Below are 16,517 nucleotides of genomic sequence, written 5' to 3'. Positions count from 1 at the left end.
TGCAATTTCGCCTGATTAACCTCTGCTTTTCCTGTTCTCCCACAGTTCGTCTGCCTTATCCTTCCAATCCTTTGCATAAGGCATACATTTTTCGCACAGATGCTCCGCGCTCTCCGGGGACTGCAGGTCTGTGGATCTGGCGCCTGTTTCTTCAACCATGGCTTTTAAGCATTCCGGATTTTCCAGCATGGGGCAGGGGCGCAGGTGATTTTCATTGAAAGGCTGGCCCCGGCGGTAAGCCCGGAAAATGGGCTGCTGAAAACATTCAAGCAGGGTGTTATTGTGTATATTGGCATCCGAATAATGGATAAACACACAGGGTTCCATATCTCCGTTGGGATTGATGTGGCAGTAGAACCTTCCCCCTGCGATGCAGCCTCCCACATACCCGCCGTCATTCTGGAAGTCCATGGCAAAAATAGGTTTCCCTCCCTCTTTTGCTCGGATCTCGCGTACCCTGTGGTACATATATTCCCTCTGTTCCCGAGTGGGGAGCAGTTCTGTGGCTGCGTCATTTCCAACCGGCATATAGTGGAAATACCAGGTGAAACGGCAGCCCTTTTCAATGATCAGATCCAAAAACTCATCTGAGCTTACCACGTCCACATTGTTCCTGGTATAACAGATAGAGGTTCCGAAGATAAGCCCGTGGGCTTTCAGCAGATCCATGGCATCCAGCACTTTTTTGTAGATACCCTGTCCTCTTCTTCCGTCGTTGACCTCCTCAAATCCCTCCAGGCTGATAGACAGAGACAGGTTCCCTACCCTCTGCATTTCCCTGCACAATTCCTCGTCTATCAGCGTGGCGTTTGTAAAAGCGTGGAATGCACAGTCACTGTGCTTTTCGCACAGACGGATAATATCCTTTCTGCGCACCAGCGGTTCCCCGCCTGTCATCATATAGAAATAGATCCCCAGTTCTTTTCCCTGGGTGATAATGCTGTCCATATCCTCAAATGTCAGATTCAGTTTATTGCCGTACTCTGCGGCCCAGCACCCCGTACAGTGGAGATTGCAGGCGCTTGTGGGGTCCATGAGAATGATCCAGGGTATGTTGGTATCCAGCTTCTCTGAAAGCTCCCTGGTCTTCTTAAACCCTGCAAATCCCGCCTCAAATCCCAGATTCAGCGCAGTCGTCTTCAGCACATGAGGGTCCAGCTCGCTCAGTGCCCTGTCAATGAACTGCATCCACTTCCCATCCTCCAGGATCAGGTTTCTGGCACCATCATAAGTCTGCTGGCGGAAGGTGTCTCCCAAAAATTTCTCAGACAGGTCCACCAGCTTCATCATATGCTCTTTCCTGTCCCTGCTGACATACTTCAGAACTCCGTCAATGGCAGTTCCGAAAGCCGCTCTTGTAGCTGCGTGTGTTATTTTACTCATACATAATCCCTCCTTGTATGAATATGATTATATGGCCCCGGTAATTATCCGTCATTGGTCACAATTTTCACACTGTCACATTTTGGGACACCCCGCGAAAAATGTCTAAAAAAAGCAGGCCTTATCAGGCCCGCTCTCACTCTCTGCTCTCCTCTATGAAATTTTCTGCCAGCGTTATGAGGATGGCATGAAGCTGTCTCAGAAACTCATCCGGCGGTATCTTCTCACCGTCACGCAGCCAGCTTATAATAGCAGCCAAAAACGCCTCGTAAAAGAAATACACAAAAAACAGATTGTATTCTCTGTCCCGGAACAGATCTTTTGTCTGGGTTTTGATCACCGGGAGCATGCTCTCAAACAGGTATTCCCTGAAAGAATTCTGCCCCTCCACCATCAGCGCATTTTCATAAAAGGTTCTCTCCCTGTAAAAATATTTGCACAGATCTTCCAGGATATCGCGCGATGTCTTATAGCAGCTCACATCCATGTTTTTCAGGAACTCCTCATAAAAGATCCAGTTCACCAGCTCATATTTGTCTTTAAAATGGTAATAAAAGCTCTTCCGGTTCATCCCGCAGCCTTCACAGATATCAGCCACAGTCACTTTGGAGAAATCCCGTTCCTCCATAAGCTTTTTCATGGACGCAGCCAGGGCATTTTTGGTAATATACGATTCCGACATAAAACTCCCCCTTTGCCTACTCCTCCGTAACAGCCTTACCCACACCTGCCGCATACACGGCACATTCATAATCAGTCTCGGCGGAGGGCCCCGGGGCAAAGCCCAGAAGCTCGTCAAGGGCATCCTGGTCATAGGCGCCGATAGCACAGGTTCCGCAGCCGACAGCCTCACATGCCAGGTACAGATTCTCACACACATGCCCTGCGTCCAGAAGGATATACTTATGAGCCTTCAGGCCATACCGCCACTCCATCCGGTATGGAACCGCGCTCCATACAAAAGTCACAGGCGCAGACGCCGCAAATCGCTGCCCGCAGAGCGCATGGGTCAGTTCTTCCTCAAAATCCTGCCTCCCATCCCACACTTCCAGCGCATGTTCCATGGGAAGATAATGGTAAATCCCCTTGTCAAGCCCGTCCACATGACTGACAAACAGGTAGGTCTCAAAGGCATGGCGGGAACCGGCTGACGGAACATTACGGAATGTGGCAAAGTTATTCTTCCCCACCACTTTCCGGATCCCCTGGGTTGCCCATAAAAGAAAAGACAGTTCTCTTAACGTGAGCGCCTCATTGCTGTATTTTCTCCGGCTCACCCTGTTCTTAAGAAGCCCGTACAGGTCCATACTGCCTGCAATGCCGTCAAAATCCGTTGTGAGAGTTATGATCTCTCCGCCCCTTTTATCCTTCACATAAGGCGCTGCTGCAAGCTTCTGTTCCTGGTCTGTGGCCTCAGCATTGACATCGGAAACATTGTAGGCTTTCAGCAGTTCCCGGTTCTGCATGATCTTATATTTTGTCTCATCCTTCATACCCATCATCCTCCCAGTCCTTTTTGCTCTATATTATAACAAAGATCCTGCATCTGCACAATCCGTTTCCAAACCCGGACTCTACGCAGCGCTGGGCAGAACACGAAAAGAAAAGCACCGTCCCCGCAGCTCCAACTCTGCAAAAACAGTGCTTTTTAGTGCGCCTTCAGGGACTCGAACCCTGGACAAATAGATTAAGAGTCTACTGCTCTACCAACTGAGCTAAAGGCGCATACGCTTTATTTTGTAACGCAAGACATATTATAAGCGATATACTGGAAAAATGCAAGTATCTTTTTTACATTTTTTTATGTTTTTTATCATATACATGTAACACTGCAGTTCGTTAACGCATTTTCTGCCTTTTTTCGACTGCCGGCCGCAGGCCGGGGGCGGCTTTACAGCCACACCCCAAGTTCCTCTGCCAGTTCTTCCTTGCTGATTCCACCGGTCTCCCGGCTCATCACCTTACCGTCCTTGACGAACAGAAAGGTCGGGACCTGCATGATTTTATATCTCTGCGCGAGATTGATATTTTCATCCACATTGACCTTGCCGAAGAGGGCTTTGCCCTCCAGATCCTCTGACAGCTCCTCGATCACAGGTGCCATCTGTTTGCACGGGCCGCACCAGGTTGCATAAAAATCCACCAGTACAGGCAGATCCGCCCCCATCACAACCTTGTCAAAATTCTGTTCCGTAATCACTTCAACCATGATTTTCTCCTTTCCGGTTAAGCGCTCTTACGCTTTCTTATAGTAGTTTTTACTGTTTTTCCCCATTAGATCACTTTTTCTTCTTTCCAGCTGAACTTAAAAGCTTCTCCACTTCTCCGACTGATTTTAAAATATCAGCAGTTTTGCTGCCCGCTTTCCTGTTTGTATATGCCCATTCAAAGAGGGAGTTCTGCATGTTTTTCTTCTTCGCCATAGGATACTTCCTTTCAGGTAAAACTGCTTCTCTATATCATATGACGAAAATCCCGGACCGAAACCCGGCTTCTGCATCCCTATCTGGCTGTGACCAGCTTGTGTATGGGATTCCCCATAGAGGAAAATTTCTCCTCGTACTCAGTCATGACATTTCCCCGGCTCAGTTCCTCATCGTGATGCAGGTCATAAGTGCAGGCCAATAGTTTCCAGCCGGCTTCCTTTACCTCCTCCACAGAGAAATCAAAGAGGTCTCTGTTGTCTGTCTTGAACTCCACTGTGCCGTCCTCTGCCAAAACAGCGTCATAGCGCTCCAGAAACTGCCTTGAAGTGAGCCTTCTCTTTGCGTGGCGCTCCTTGGGCCACGGATCGGAAAAGTTTAAATATATTCTGTCCACTTCTCCCCGATTAAATACAAGCGGCAGCTCCCTGGCATCCATTCTCATGAAAAACAGATTTTTCAGCGCCTCTGCCTCTGTTTCCCGCTCCTCCATTTTCTGGAGCGCCCGCAGAAGAACGCTGTCGTACATTTCAATCCCTACATAATTAATGTGTGGATTTTTCGCCGCCATATCCATGATAAAACGGCCTTTTCCCATGCCGACCTCTATATGGACAGGATTTCCGTTTTGAAATATCTCATGCCACTTTCCTGCATTTTCCTGAGGATTCTGTATCACATAAGCGCTCTCGGCAATGGCATCCTTTGCCCCGGGTATGTTTCTCAAACGCATTTTATATCCAGCCTTTCTCTTTGTCTTTCTTGCAGACGAAGCACGCCGGCCCCAGAGCCGGCTTTTTCCGCCTTCCTTCAGTATAACTGAAAACTTTTTGTTTTGTCAAAGATTACCGCAAAATTCGCCAAAAAACACGAGAAAAACCACCATAATAATTATATCTTTTGTATAAATTAGCTTAAAAATTATGAAGATTTCTATGGATTTTTTCTGAAAAAGGTGTATGATATAAAGAAGACACAAGGAGGAAAATCTATGGAAGATGTTATCAGCAAACTGGCAGAAATAGAAGCCGCAGCTTCCCGGATCATGGAGGACGTTGCCGTCCAGAAAAAAAGGCTTTCCGAAGAAAATGATGCCCAGATCAAAGCCTTTGACGAGGAAGTAGACCGGCAGACTGCCAAAGAACTGGAGTCCATCCGCAGGAACCTGGAGGTCAGCATGGAGAAAGAACTGGAAAACCAGAAGGCGGAGACGGATGAAATCCTGCATAAAATGGAAAAGTATTATGAAGCGCATCACGAAGAGATGGCTCAGAAACTGTATGACAAAATATTAAGGATGTGATGTTATGGGAACCCTGTTATCTTACAGCGGTCTTTCAACCAAGATCCGTGCCATGCAGAGCAAGCTCATGACGGAAAAGCAGTATCAGGAAATTTCTCAGTTGGAATCTGTTCCCCAGGTGGTTGCCTACTTAAAAAAGCAGCCCGGATTCAAAGAACTGTGGACTGACCTGGATGAAAACTCCCTCCACAGGGGTGACATCGAGAAGCTGCTTACCCACACGATCCATCAGAACTTTGCTAAGATTTACAAATTCGCCAATCCCTCCCAGCGCACCTTTATGGCTCTGTACTTTAAGCGGTACGAGATCGCCGTTATGAAGGAATGCCTCAGAAGGGTGTTTGACAAGACCCGGGAAGGGCTGGATCTGTCGCTGTTCAAAGATTTCTTTGACCGGCATTCCAAACTGGATTTGGAAAAGCTTACCCAAGCAAATACAATTGAAGAATTTGTAAACAGTTTGAAAGGTACGGAATATTACTCTCCTCTGTCAAAAATCGGGGAAGAATATACACCGCTCCTTTTTGATTACGGCATGGCGCTGGACCAGTATTACTTTGCAAATATCTGGTCAGTGAAAGATAAGCTGTTCAAAAAAAGAGATCTGCAAGAGATCATCAAAGCCTACGGCAATAAATTCGATATGCTCAACCTGCAGTGGATCTACCGTTCCCGCAGGTATTACCATATGGCCCCGGCTGATATCTACGCACTGCTCATACCTGTGCACTATAAGCTCTCCCACAAAGAGATCACCGCACTGGTTGAGGCAGCGGACAATGAAGAATTCCGCCGCGTGCTGGATACTACTGCTTATAAAAAACGTTATCCGGAACTTGCGCCGGAGAACCTGGAAGAATACTACACTCTGAATCTCAGGAACATCCTGGAATCAGAAGCAAGAAAATATCCGCACTCAGTTATTATGATCTATTCCTATTTTTATCACAAGGAACACGAAGTAGACCGGCTCACCACTGCCATAGAGTGTATCCGCTACGGACTGTCCCCGGCTGAGACGCTGGATTATATTCACAAAAACTAACCTCGGAGGTAATTGACATGATTGAGAAAATGAAATTCTTGAGCATTACCGGTCCGAAGTCTGACATTGACAGAGTTGTCAACGAATACCTGGCTAAGTATGAAATCCATCTGGAAAATGCCATGGCACAGCTGACGCAGGTGCAGCACCTGTCCCCCTATATTCAGATCAACCCCTATAAGGAGCTTCTGAACAAGGCCACAGAGTTTGCAGGGCTGCTGCAGAACACAGAGGATGTGCCTGTCAGGGATATTTCCCTGGATGAAGCCACCGGTCTTATTGACTCCCTCAGCCAGAAGCTCTCAGACATCAATGCAGAATGCGATGACCTGAAGGCACAGCGGACGGCAGTTGTGGAAGACTTAAACCGAATCACCCCCTTCCTGAACCTGCCGGAAGATGTGGATAAACTGGTGCACTACCGTTTTGTCCAGGTCCGATTCGGCCGGATCGCGAAGGAATATTACAACAAGTTCAAAGAGTATGTCTATGATGGTATGGATACCTGGTTTTATCCATGCCATGAGGATGAATATGTATGGGGCGTCTATTTCGTGCCCTGGACCAAGATGGAGGAAGTGGACGCGATTTTCTCTTCCATGCATTTTGAAAGAATCTATCTGAAAAAGGATTACTACCACGGCACGCCTCAGGCCATACACAGGGAGCTGAAAATGAAGCTGGAGACCCTGGACAAACACATGGCTTCCTGCCAGGAAGAGATACGGCTGATGCTCCGCGACGACGCATCCGCCATACTCTCCGCAAAAGAGGCTTTAAGTGCCCTCTCCACCAACTTTGACGTGAGAAAGGTTGCTGCCTGCGTCAAGGAGCATCAGGAGACCTTCTACATTCTCTGCGGATGGATGACTGAGAAGGATGCCCTGGCTTTCCAAAAAGACATTGAGGACGATGCCAGGCTGTTCTGCATCATCGAGGATGACCAGAACAATATTCGCACACAGCCGCCTACCAAACTGAAAAATCCCAAGGTGTTCAAACCCTTTGAGATGTATGTTAAAATGTACGGCCTTCCCGCCTACAATGAGATGGACCCCACCATGTTTGTGGCCATCACATATTCCTTCATCTTCGGCGCCATGTTCGGTGATGTGGGACAGGGGCTTCTGCTGGCGATCGGCGGTTTTCTGCTGTACAAATTTAAGAAAATGGATTTGGCTGCCATCATCGGCACAGCCGGTATCTTCTCCACTTTCTTTGGCTTCATGTTCGGCAGCATCTTCGGATTTGAGGATGTGCTGTCACCCATATGGCTGCGGCCTGTGGATGCCATGACCAATGTACCGGGCCTTGGCAACATGAACACCGTGTTCATCGTGGCGATCGTCTTTGGTATGTTCCTCATACTGCTGACCATGATCTTCCACATCATCAACGCGGTGAGGTGCCATGATACGGAAAATATCCTGTTTGACCAGAATGCCGTCTGCGGCCTTGTATTCTACGGGGCACTGACCGTTATGATCCTGCTGTACCTGACGGGTCATTCCCTTCCGGCAACCGCGATCCTGGTCATTATGTTCGGCGTGCCGCTTATACTGATCATGCTGAAAGAGCCGCTGACGCGAATCATCAAGAAAAAACAGCCCGTTGTGGAGGGCGGAAAGGTCATGTTCTTTGTTCAGAGCTTCTTTGAACTGTTCGAGGTCATGCTGAGTTATCTCTCCAACACCCTTTCCTTCGTCCGTATCGGCGCATTTGCTGTCAGCCATGCAGCCATGATGGGCGTTGTGCTCATGCTGGCGGGCGCTGAGAGCGGGGGCAGCATCAACTGGCTGGTCATCGTGCTGGGCAATGCTTTCGTATGCGCAATGGAGGGCCTGATCGTAGGTATCCAGGTACTCCGTCTGGAATATTATGAGATGTTCAGCCGCTTCTACAAAGGCAGCGGCAGGGAATTCCACCCATTCTTAAAGCGCGTAAAAAGAGAAAACAAAAATGCATAAAACCTAAGGAGGATTCATTATTATGACAACATTAATTCAATTTACTATAGCAGCCGCACTGATCTTAAGCATCATTGTTCCCTTCGGATACTTTTTCCTGGGAGAGAAAAATAAAAAACGCTACAAAAAATCACTGGGAGTCAACTGTTTCTTCTTCTTCGGAACCCTTTTAGTGGCTTCCATCGTCACGATCGGCGGAACCGCTTCCGTAAGCGCTGCCACTGACACAGCATCCGCAGGCCTCGCAACGGGCCTTGGCTACATCGGCGCCGCACTGGTTACAGGACTTTCCGGCATCGGTTCCGGTATCGCTGTTGCCTCCTCCGCAAGCGCTGCTTTAGGTGCTATCAGCGAGGATGGCTCCCTGTTCGGTAAATCCATGATCTTCGTAGCTATGGCAGAAGGTATTGCTCTGTACGGACTGATCATCTCCTTCATGATCTTAGGTAAACTGGGATAAGGGCTGCCTTATATTTTGATAAAGAAAAGAGACTGATGCATTATGAAAATGTTTTTGATCAGCGATAATATTGACACCTATACAGGCATGCGGCTTGCAGGCGTGGAGGGTGTTGTGGTGCATGAACGCGAGGAGCTCAGGAGAGCTCTGGAGGACGCCATTGCCAACAAGGAAAACGGCATCATCCTGCTGACGGAAAAGTTCGGCAGAGAGTTTCCCGATATCATTGACGACATGCGGCTGAACCATCGTCTGCCGCTCATTATAGAAATCCCCGACCGACATGGTACCGGCCGTGCACCAGATTTTATTCTCTCTTATGTCAATGAGGCGATCGGTTTGAAATTATAGATAAAGAAGGTGAATGACATGACAACCGAAGAAAAACTGCAGCATTTCTACGAAGTATCTATGGAAAGCGCACGGGATGAGTCTGAAAAGGCTCTGGAAGAATACCGAGCTGCCCTCTCCCAGATGCTCGCTGAACATAAAGAAGATAAACAGAAAAATGCCGGCAACCAGTTAAAGCTGGAGACAGAGAACGCAAAACGCGAGATCAACAAGGCATTGTCTGCGGAGCAGCTTCACATCAAAAGACGTCTGTCAAAAAAACAGCAGGAACTGCGTGAGGTACTGTTTGTGGAGGTCAGAAATAAACTGGAGACTTTCATGAGCAGCCCCGAATACCTGGTCTGGCTGGAAGAAAAGATCCGGGAGGCCCTTACCATTGCCGGTGAGGATGAGGTACAGATCTATCTGACCCCTGCGGATTCTTCCCTGCTGGAAACACTGGCGGCCAGATGCGGGACTTCCCTTCACATCTCGGAGACTCCCTTCATGGGAGGTGTCCGCGCTGTGATTCCGGCTAAGAATATTTTGATCGACCACACATTTAAAACCTTATACGAAAGCGAAAAAGAAGAATTTAATTTTGACGGAGGACTGCTACATGAATAGAACAGGAATTATCTATGGCATCAACGGTCCCGTCATTTATCTGAAAGGTAATACAGGATTCAAGATGTCGGAAATGGTATACGTGGGAAAGGAACACCTGGTCGGCGAGGTTATTTCTCTGAAAAAGGATACCACTACTGTTCAGGTTTACGAGGAAACCAGCGGTTTAAAGCCGGGGGAAACGGTAACAGCCACAGGTGACGCTATTTCCGTTATGCTCGGCCCCGGAATCCTGGACAATATTTTCGACGGTATCCAGCGTCCACTCTCCGTGATTGCCAAACAGTCCGGTAAATATATCTCCCGCGGTATGCAGGTAGATTCCCTGGACACAGAAAAAAAATGGGACGTACACATGACTATCAAGGACGGTATGGAAGTCCACGGCGGCACCATCATCGCGGAGCTGCAGGAAACCCCGTCCATTGTGCATAAATCCATGGTTCCGCCTCAGGTGGAAGGCATTGTATCCAAGGTGGTAAAAGACGGCGCTTACACCGTAACCGATGTGCTGGCAGTGGTCCAGCTTGCCGACGGCAGTGAGTATCCCCTCAAACTGGCGCAGAAATGGCCGATCTGTATTCCGCGCCCCACAAACAAGCGTTACCCGGCTACGATACCTCTTGTGACAGGACAGCGTATCCTGGATACCCTGTTTCCCATTGCAAAAGGCGGCACAGCAGCCGTTCCCGGAGGTTTCGGAACAGGAAAGACCATGACACAGCACCAGATCGCCAAGTGGTCAGATGCGGACATCATTGTCTACATCGGCTGCGGCGAGCGCGGCAACGAGATGACCCAGGTTCTGGAAGACTTCTCAAAGCTCCATGACCCCAAGACCGGCAATGCCCTCATGGCACGTACCACGCTGATCGCCAACACCTCCAACATGCCCGTGGCAGCCCGTGAGGCTTCCATCTACACAGGCATATCCCTGGCGGAATACTACAGGGATATGGGATATGATGTGGCGATCATGGCAGACTCCACTTCAAGGTGGGCTGAAGCCCTTCGTGAGCTGTCAGGCCGTCTGGAGGAAATGCCCGCCGAGGAAGGTTTCCCCGCTTATCTGGCCTCCCGCCTCTCCGCATTCTACGAGAGGGCAGGCATGATGCAGAACTTAAACGGCACGGAGGGTTCCGTATCCATTATCGGAGCCGTATCACCCCAGGGCGGTGACTTCTCCGAGCCTGTCACCCAGAACACCAAACGTTTCGTGCGCTGTTTCTGGGGTCTTGATAAATCCCTGGCCTATGCCAGACATTTCCCTGCTATCCACTGGCTCACCAGCTACAGCGAGTATCTGGGGGATCTGTCCCACTGGTACAGTGAGAATGTATCACCCAAATTCGTGGATGACAGAAACCGCATGATGGCTATCCTGAACCAGGAGAGCAGCCTGATGGAGATCGTAAAGCTGATCGGAAGCGATGTGCTCCCGGATGACCAGAAGCTGACGCTGGAGATTGCCAGAGTCATCCGTCTGGGCTTCCTGCAGCAGAACGCCTTCCATCCTGACGACACCTGCGTGTCCCTGGATAAGCAGTTTAAGATGATGGAAGTCATCCTGTACCTATACAAACGCTGCCGAAGCCTGATCGCCATGGGTATGCCCATGTCCGTGCTCCGCAGGGAGAATATATTTGAGAAGATCATATCCATCAAATATGATGTTCCCAATGACAAGCTGGAACTTATTGACGATTACATGAAGGCTGTTGACGACTTCTACAATACCGTCATGGAAAAGAATGCATAAGGAGGAACGATTATGGCAATAGAATATCTCGGCTTGAGCGAAATCAATGGACCTCTGGTTGTATTGGAAGGCGTACGCGATGCCTCCTTTGATGAAATTGTGGAGTTCAAGGTGGACGACGGTTCCAAAAAGCTGGGCCGAATTGTAGAAATATATGAAGACAAAGCAGTGATCCAGGTGTTCGAGGGCACGGAAAACATGTCCCTTCTGAACACCCACACAAAACTCACAGGCCATCCCATGGAGGTGGAGCTCTCCGCTGATATCCTGGGAAGAACCTTCAACGGCATCGGAAAACCCATTGACGGCCTGGGTCCTGTTATGCCGGAAGTCCGCACCAACATCAACGGACTTCCCCTGAACCCGGTAACCAGGGAATATCCCCGTAACTATATCCAGACCGGTATCTCGGCCATTGACGGCCTGACCACCCTGATCAGAGGACAGAAGCTTCCTATTTTCTCAGGAAACGGCCTTCCTCACGACCAGCTTGCAGCTCAGATCGTACAGCAGGCTTCCCTTGGCGGGGACAGCAATGAAAAATTCGCCATTGTATTTGCCGCTATGGGTGTCAAATACGACGTTGCTGAATTTTTCCGCCGCACCTTTGAGGAGAGCGGTGTTGCAGACCATGTGGTCATGTACCTGAACCTGGCAAATGACCCGGTTGTGGAACGACTGATCACCCCGAAAGTGGCACTGACCGCTGCGGAGTATCTGGCATTTGAAAAAGGAATGCACATTCTTGTTATCCTGACAGATATCACCTCCTTTGCGGAGGCCATGCGTGAAGTTTCTTCCTCAAAAGGCGAGATTCCTTCCAGAAAGGGTTATCCCGGATACCTGTACAGTGAGCTGGCAACCCTGTATGAACGCGCCGGCATTGTAAGAGGCGGAACTGGCTCTGTTACACAGATACCGATCCTGACCATGCCCAATGATGATATCACACACCCCATTCCTGACCTTACCGGCTACATCACAGAAGGACAGATCGTTCTTGAGCGGCAGCTCCACGGACAGGCCATCTATCCCCCTATCAATGTACTGCCCTCCCTGTCAAGGCTTATGAAGGACGGTATCGGTGAAGGCTACACAAGAGGCGACCATCAGGACGTCGCCAATCAGCTCTTCTCCTGCTATGCCAAGGTGGGAGACGCAAGGGCGCTGGCTTCTGTTATCGGTGAGGATGAGCTTTCACCTCTGGATAAGAAATACCTGAAATTCGGTGATGCCTTTGAACACAATTTTGTAGGCCAAAGACCAGATGAGAACCGCAGCATTGAGGAAACCCTTGACCTGGGCTGGAAACTGCTGGGCATGATTCCGAGAGACGAACTGGACCGTATCGACACCAAGATTCTGGATCAGTATTATCATCCTTCGGAAGAGGAATCATAAACAAGGAAATCACCAAAAACAAGAGCATCGACCGAACATGGATTGAAAACACAGAAAGGGTGATGTTATGGATCCAAATACCTTTCCAACCAAAGGTAATCTCATATTAGCCAAGAATTCCCTGGCGCTGTCCAGGCAGGGCTTTGACCTGATGGACAAGAAGAGGAATATTCTCATCCGTGAGCTGATGGATTTGATCGACCAGGCCAAGGATATCCAGGACCAGATCGATATCACCTTCCGCACCGCCTATGCAGCACTCCAGAAGGCCAACATGGAAATCGGCATCAGCAATGTGCAGGAGATATCCCGCACCGTGCCTGTGGAGGATTCCATCCGCATCAAGACCAGAAGTGTCATGGGAACAGAAATCCCCCTGGTACAGTCTGATCCGGCCTCGGGGGCGCCCACATATGCCTACTACGGCACTAAAGCCTCCCTGGATGAAGCGAAAGCGGCCTTTGAGAAGGTAAAGCAGCTCACCATCCGCCTGTCCATGGTGGAAAATTCCGCCTACAGGCTGGCTATCAATATTAAGAAAACACAGAAGCGCGCCAACGCGCTGAAAAATATCACAATCCCCAAATTTGAGGATCTGACAAAATCTATTTCCAATGCATTGGAGGAAAAAGAGAGAGAAGAATTTACCCGTCTGAAGGTGATCAAGAGGATGCAGCAGAAAGGGTAAATAAGAAAAGCGGCCGGAAGTGCGGAAAATGCACGCCGGCCGCCCCTATTTTAATCATATAGAAATCATCCTTTTACGATTGAAAACTCCTTTTTATAAAATCCAATACCATATTTTATAATGCTCCTGCAATCTCTGTCTCTTAACTCTGCTTCATAATCACATTCATTTATCTGCTGAAGGGCACTCTCTGCTAACTGATGCAGCTTTTCTTCCACCTCTTTTGCCCTGTTCTCAGTCAATACCTTAAATTCCAGGATAATCCCCGGAAAACGAGCACTTTTAGGTTCCATCATAATATCGTACCGACCTTTTCCAGATTCCCTGTTGGAACGCACATAATGAGTATCATAAAACATACTTGTCAGGGCCAGCATCCATCCATGGTAAAAGCTTTCATGTATGTCATAAAAGCTGACTGAACATTTTATTATCTTATGGAGCAGTTCGTCGAGCTGTCCCAAGTCCCCTGTAAACAGTGCTCTCCGCAGTTGGGCAGAGTATCGTATTATCCCCTCATTCTGCACATCGAATACTGACAGTATCTCCTCTTTATAAACACAAGCTATTTCCTCATTTGGAATACACAGAACATAATCCTCACCATATTCCAATTCCTCCAATGCATTGACTTTCAAATATCCTGTCATGACCAGAAAACTGAAGATATTATCCGGATTATCATAAACTGTCGGATATACTACCTGTGTGTTAAGTGAAGTCATGAGGTATCCGCCATCCATAACCTTTTTTAAGGCATCTTCGGTCTCAGGAGAACTTCTTTCAATGATCCTGTGCACAAAATCATTACTGCTTGTGGACAGCCAGTAAGGCGCCGGTTTATTTCCGGCACGGATATATTTTACCACCGACCATGGGTTATAGATATCTATTCCGCCAAAATTATAGCCATTATACCATGTTCGTAACTCCCCGCTTTTCTCTTTGCAGTCGTAATACGCAGCAATCTCATCCACTTCTTCCTGTGTAAAACCAAAATATTCCCTGTAAGTCTTATCCAGTACGGTATACACATCCAGGTTATTCAGACCACTGAAAATACTCTCCTGTGCAATATGAAGAATCCCTGTTAACACAGCGAATTTTAGGTTTTGATTATCTTTAAGGCCTCCTGAAAGCCAATTTCTCATAAAATTTATAACTTTATCGTAATAATCCAGCATATGCCCCTGCTGTATAGGGACATCATATTCATCAATAAGAAGAATTGCCGGTGTTTTATAATGAGCTTTTAAATATCCGGTCAGTCGATTTAAGGAATCCTGCCAGTCGGCATCTGAAGCATCCATATTCAGTATACGTCCCAGATACTGCCGGTCAAACTTCGTCAGACATTCACTCTGCAGCAAATATGCATGGCGATTATACTCCAACTGGATCATATTCTTCAATTTTTCGTAAGTTTCACCCCAACTGTCACATTTTATATCCTTTAGCGTTAAAAATACTACCGGATATTTTCCCTGCTCACACCTGTATTTTTCCGTATCCTCACAATGCCATATTTTAAGTCCCTGGAACAGACTTGCCGTCTCTTCCTCAGATTTTTCAAAAAATAATTTTATCATATTCATATTCAGGGTTTTTCCGAATCGTCTCGGTCTTGTCAAAAGCGTTACTTCTGCTCCTGAATTTATGATCTCTTTTATGAGCAGTGACTTATCTACAAAATAATACTGTTCTTCTATAATTTTCCTGAAATCACTGATTCCCACCGGGAGAATCTTCCTGCTTTTATCCATATAGACCTCCTGCAGCAGTCTTTACAATTTGCAGTTCCATAAAAAGATTATAGCACATATTTTCTGTAATTATAGCATTTATGCTTCATTTAACATTTTACATTTCAAAATATTTCTTATTTAACTTTACTTACATTTAACAAAATCAAGATTTTGTATTTTACTTTCCCCCTATATACTGAAATTCGTAACAAGGACAAATAAATAGATAATTCTAGGCAACTGTTCAGCAGGTCTGCACATTTACTGTGCTGACCGTGAGAAAGTATTCAGCAGCCAAACAAAAATCCCATCGCCAACGGCGATTCTGCATGGATTTTTGCTTGTAACTGTGAGGGTACTGAACAGTTACAATTCGAGGAAAAAGGAGATCAAAACTATGAAAAGATTAGCAGCAGTTATACTCGCCGGTGTAATGGTATTCGGACTTGCAGCATGCGGCGGAAATGAAGATGCAGGAAACAGCACAGAGGCCGCATCCGGTACAGAATCTGATAAAGGAACTGCCGACAGCGGCTCAAAAGATACATCAGGTGACTGGGACAGCACCAATGACATCACAGTGGTATCCAGGGAAGACGGTTCCGGCACACGCGGTGCTTTTGTTGAACTGTTCGGCATTGAAGAGGAAGTAAACGGTGAAAAGATGGATATGACAACTGAGGAGGCAAACATCACAAACAGCACCTCTGTCATGATGTCCAGTGTAGCACAGGATGAGTACAGCATCGGCTACATTTCCCTCGGCTCTTTAAATAATACAGTGAAAGCTTTAAAAATTGACGGTACAGAAGCCACAGCGGAAAACATTAAAGCAGGCACCTACAAAATTTCCAGACCTTTCAATATTGCGGCAAAAGAAGGTCTCAGTGAAGCCGGACAGGACTTCATCAACTTCATTCTGAGTAAAGAAGGCCAGGCTGTAGTGGCTGACAACAACTACATCCCCCTGGACAGCGCAGAAGCCTACGCATCAAACGGCGCATCCGGCAAGGTTGTCATTGCAGGTTCTTCCTCTGTATCTCCCGTCATGGAGAAGCTGAAAGAAGCTTACGCGGAGATGAACAGCAATGTGGAGATTGAGATTCAGACAAGTGATTCCACCACCGGCATGCAGAATGCCATTGATGGTGTGTGTGATATCGGAATGGCTTCCAGAGAACTGAAAGATTCTGAACTGGACGCTGGCCTGACCCCTACAGTCATTGCCCTGGACGGTATTGCTGTTATTGTGAACAATAGCAACCCCACCGATGAAATGACCTCTGACCAGGTAAAATCCATCTTCACCGGAGATGCTCTGGCCTGGGATGAAGCCCTTTGATCCCACACTCCTATCCGAGGTTAGAAAGTATGAAAAAACACAAC

General features: G+C 47.6%; 17 protein-coding genes and 1 tRNA gene. 10 read left to right on the top strand and 8 right to left on the bottom strand.

Annotation, left to right across the window (positions count from 1 at the left end; translation table 11 throughout):
* Positions 1-15: 15 nt before the first annotated feature.
* The 7 genes from V8Q34_RS06180 to trmB form a co-directional block, all read right to left on the bottom strand.
* Entirely contained in the window at positions 16-1,383 is a 1,368-nt protein-coding gene (locus V8Q34_RS06180) for a radical SAM protein (protein ID WP_148391914.1), read from the bottom strand.
* Positions 1,384-1,519: 136 nt separating this feature from the next.
* Positions 1,520-2,065 (bottom strand): TetR/AcrR family transcriptional regulator C-terminal domain-containing protein, encoded by a 546-nt coding sequence (locus V8Q34_RS06175; protein WP_335835081.1) that lies wholly within the window; start codon positions 2,063-2,065, stop codon positions 1,520-1,522.
* A 16-nt stretch (positions 2,066-2,081) separates the two neighbouring features.
* The gene (locus tag V8Q34_RS06170; RefSeq protein WP_227243943.1) at positions 2,082-2,876 is read right to left on the bottom strand and encodes a SagB/ThcOx family dehydrogenase; all 795 of its coding nucleotides are present in this window, start codon (positions 2,874-2,876) and stop codon (positions 2,082-2,084) included.
* A gap of 159 nt (positions 2,877-3,035) precedes the next feature.
* Positions 3,036-3,108: transfer RNA gene (locus V8Q34_RS06165), tRNA-Lys, on the bottom strand.
* 166 nt (positions 3,109-3,274) lie between these two features.
* Entirely contained in the window at positions 3,275-3,592 is a 318-nt protein-coding gene (gene trxA, locus V8Q34_RS06160; RefSeq protein ID WP_018595538.1) for a thioredoxin, read from the bottom strand.
* Positions 3,593-3,662: 70 nt separating this feature from the next.
* Entirely contained in the window at positions 3,663-3,806 is a 144-nt protein-coding gene (locus tag V8Q34_RS06155; protein ID WP_156120879.1) for a hypothetical protein, read from the bottom strand.
* A 79-nt stretch (positions 3,807-3,885) separates the two neighbouring features.
* On the bottom strand, positions 3,886-4,539 hold the full coding sequence (trmB, locus tag V8Q34_RS06150) for a tRNA (guanosine(46)-N7)-methyltransferase TrmB (RefSeq protein WP_227211651.1): 654 nt from the start codon (positions 4,537-4,539) through the stop codon (positions 3,886-3,888).
* Positions 4,540-4,797: 258 nt separating this feature from the next.
* Here trmB and V8Q34_RS06145 point away from each other — a divergent pair, with 258 nt between their 5' ends.
* From V8Q34_RS06145 to V8Q34_RS06105, 9 genes are all read left to right on the top strand, one after another.
* Positions 4,798-5,109 (top strand): hypothetical protein, encoded by a 312-nt coding sequence (locus V8Q34_RS06145; protein WP_033142694.1) that lies wholly within the window; start codon positions 4,798-4,800, stop codon positions 5,107-5,109.
* A gap of 4 nt (positions 5,110-5,113) precedes the next feature.
* Complete coding sequence (locus tag V8Q34_RS06140) at positions 5,114-6,154, top strand: V0D/AC39 family V-type ATPase subunit (protein WP_033142693.1); 1,041 nt, start codon at positions 5,114-5,116, stop codon at positions 6,152-6,154.
* 17 nt (positions 6,155-6,171) lie between these two features.
* Entirely contained in the window at positions 6,172-8,121 is a 1,950-nt protein-coding gene (locus tag V8Q34_RS06135; protein WP_103731598.1) for a V-type ATP synthase subunit I, read from the top strand.
* Between the two features lie 22 nt (positions 8,122-8,143).
* The gene (locus V8Q34_RS06130; RefSeq protein ID WP_335835080.1) at positions 8,144-8,581 is read left to right on the top strand and encodes an ATP synthase subunit C; all 438 of its coding nucleotides are present in this window, start codon (positions 8,144-8,146) and stop codon (positions 8,579-8,581) included.
* A gap of 42 nt (positions 8,582-8,623) precedes the next feature.
* Positions 8,624-8,932 (top strand): V-type ATP synthase subunit F, encoded by a 309-nt coding sequence (locus tag V8Q34_RS06125; RefSeq protein WP_033142690.1) that lies wholly within the window; start codon positions 8,624-8,626, stop codon positions 8,930-8,932.
* Between the two features lie 18 nt (positions 8,933-8,950).
* Positions 8,951-9,538, top strand: a complete 588-nt coding sequence (locus V8Q34_RS06120) for a V-type ATP synthase subunit E (RefSeq protein ID WP_103731599.1) — start codon at positions 8,951-8,953, stop codon at positions 9,536-9,538.
* A complete protein-coding gene (locus tag V8Q34_RS06115) occupies positions 9,531-11,297 on the top strand; it encodes a V-type ATP synthase subunit A (protein WP_335835079.1) in 1,767 nt (588 codons plus the stop codon). The genes V8Q34_RS06120 and V8Q34_RS06115 overlap by 8 nt, the downstream gene beginning before the upstream one ends.
* Positions 11,298-11,309: 12 nt before the next feature.
* Complete coding sequence (locus tag V8Q34_RS06110; RefSeq protein WP_103731600.1) at positions 11,310-12,698, top strand: V-type ATP synthase subunit B; 1,389 nt, start codon at positions 11,310-11,312, stop codon at positions 12,696-12,698.
* A gap of 67 nt (positions 12,699-12,765) precedes the next feature.
* Complete coding sequence (locus tag V8Q34_RS06105) at positions 12,766-13,386, top strand: V-type ATP synthase subunit D (protein WP_033142686.1); 621 nt, start codon at positions 12,766-12,768, stop codon at positions 13,384-13,386.
* 65 nt (positions 13,387-13,451) lie between these two features.
* Here V8Q34_RS06105 and V8Q34_RS06100 read toward each other — a convergent pair whose 3' ends face one another.
* On the bottom strand, positions 13,452-15,149 hold the full coding sequence (locus tag V8Q34_RS06100; protein WP_033142685.1) for an AAA family ATPase: 1,698 nt from the start codon (positions 15,147-15,149) through the stop codon (positions 13,452-13,454).
* 379 nt (positions 15,150-15,528) lie between these two features.
* Between V8Q34_RS06100 and V8Q34_RS06095 the strand changes: the two genes are divergently transcribed.
* Entirely contained in the window at positions 15,529-16,473 is a 945-nt protein-coding gene (locus tag V8Q34_RS06095) for a substrate-binding domain-containing protein (protein ID WP_033142684.1), read from the top strand.
* Positions 16,474-16,517 lie beyond the last annotated feature (44 nt).

The sequence above is a fragment of the Blautia sp. JLR.GB0024 genome, from assembly GCF_037000545.1.
GTDB classification, from domain to species: Bacteria; Bacillota; Clostridia; order Lachnospirales; family Lachnospiraceae; genus Blautia; species Blautia celeris.
The sequence above is the reverse complement of the archived record's forward strand: the minus strand, read 5'-3'. Positions and strand labels throughout refer to the sequence as shown.

Excerpts from the sequence above, each read along its gene's own strand:
- trmB (WP_227211651.1), bottom strand. The coding sequence starts at position 4,539 with ATGCGTTTGAGAAACATACCCGGGGCAAAGGATGCCATTGCCGAGAGC.
- V8Q34_RS06125 (WP_033142690.1), top strand. The coding sequence starts at position 8,624 with ATGAAAATGTTTTTGATCAGCGATAATATTGACACCTATACAGGCATG.
- V8Q34_RS06110 (WP_103731600.1), top strand. The coding sequence starts at position 11,310 with ATGGCAATAGAATATCTCGGCTTGAGCGAAATCAATGGACCTCTGGTT.
- V8Q34_RS06105 (WP_033142686.1), top strand. The coding sequence starts at position 12,766 with ATGGATCCAAATACCTTTCCAACCAAAGGTAATCTCATATTAGCCAAG.
- V8Q34_RS06135 (WP_103731598.1), top strand. The coding sequence starts at position 6,172 with ATGATTGAGAAAATGAAATTCTTGAGCATTACCGGTCCGAAGTCTGAC.
- V8Q34_RS06170 (WP_227243943.1), bottom strand. The coding sequence starts at position 2,876 with ATGAAGGATGAGACAAAATATAAGATCATGCAGAACCGGGAACTGCTG.
- trxA (WP_018595538.1), bottom strand. The coding sequence starts at position 3,592 with ATGGTTGAAGTGATTACGGAACAGAATTTTGACAAGGTTGTGATGGGG.
- V8Q34_RS06130 (WP_335835080.1), top strand. The coding sequence starts at position 8,144 with ATGACAACATTAATTCAATTTACTATAGCAGCCGCACTGATCTTAAGC.
- V8Q34_RS06120 (WP_103731599.1), top strand. The coding sequence starts at position 8,951 with ATGACAACCGAAGAAAAACTGCAGCATTTCTACGAAGTATCTATGGAA.
- V8Q34_RS06155 (WP_156120879.1), bottom strand. The coding sequence starts at position 3,806 with ATGGCGAAGAAGAAAAACATGCAGAACTCCCTCTTTGAATGGGCATAT.
- V8Q34_RS06140 (WP_033142693.1), top strand. The coding sequence starts at position 5,114 with ATGGGAACCCTGTTATCTTACAGCGGTCTTTCAACCAAGATCCGTGCC.
- V8Q34_RS06145 (WP_033142694.1), top strand. The coding sequence starts at position 4,798 with ATGGAAGATGTTATCAGCAAACTGGCAGAAATAGAAGCCGCAGCTTCC.
- V8Q34_RS06095 (WP_033142684.1), top strand. The coding sequence starts at position 15,529 with ATGAAAAGATTAGCAGCAGTTATACTCGCCGGTGTAATGGTATTCGGA.
- V8Q34_RS06100 (WP_033142685.1), bottom strand. The coding sequence starts at position 15,149 with ATGGATAAAAGCAGGAAGATTCTCCCGGTGGGAATCAGTGATTTCAGG.
- V8Q34_RS06115 (WP_335835079.1), top strand. The coding sequence starts at position 9,531 with ATGAATAGAACAGGAATTATCTATGGCATCAACGGTCCCGTCATTTAT.
- V8Q34_RS06175 (WP_335835081.1), bottom strand. The coding sequence starts at position 2,065 with ATGTCGGAATCGTATATTACCAAAAATGCCCTGGCTGCGTCCATGAAA.
- V8Q34_RS06180 (WP_148391914.1), bottom strand. The coding sequence starts at position 1,383 with ATGAGTAAAATAACACACGCAGCTACAAGAGCGGCTTTCGGAACTGCC.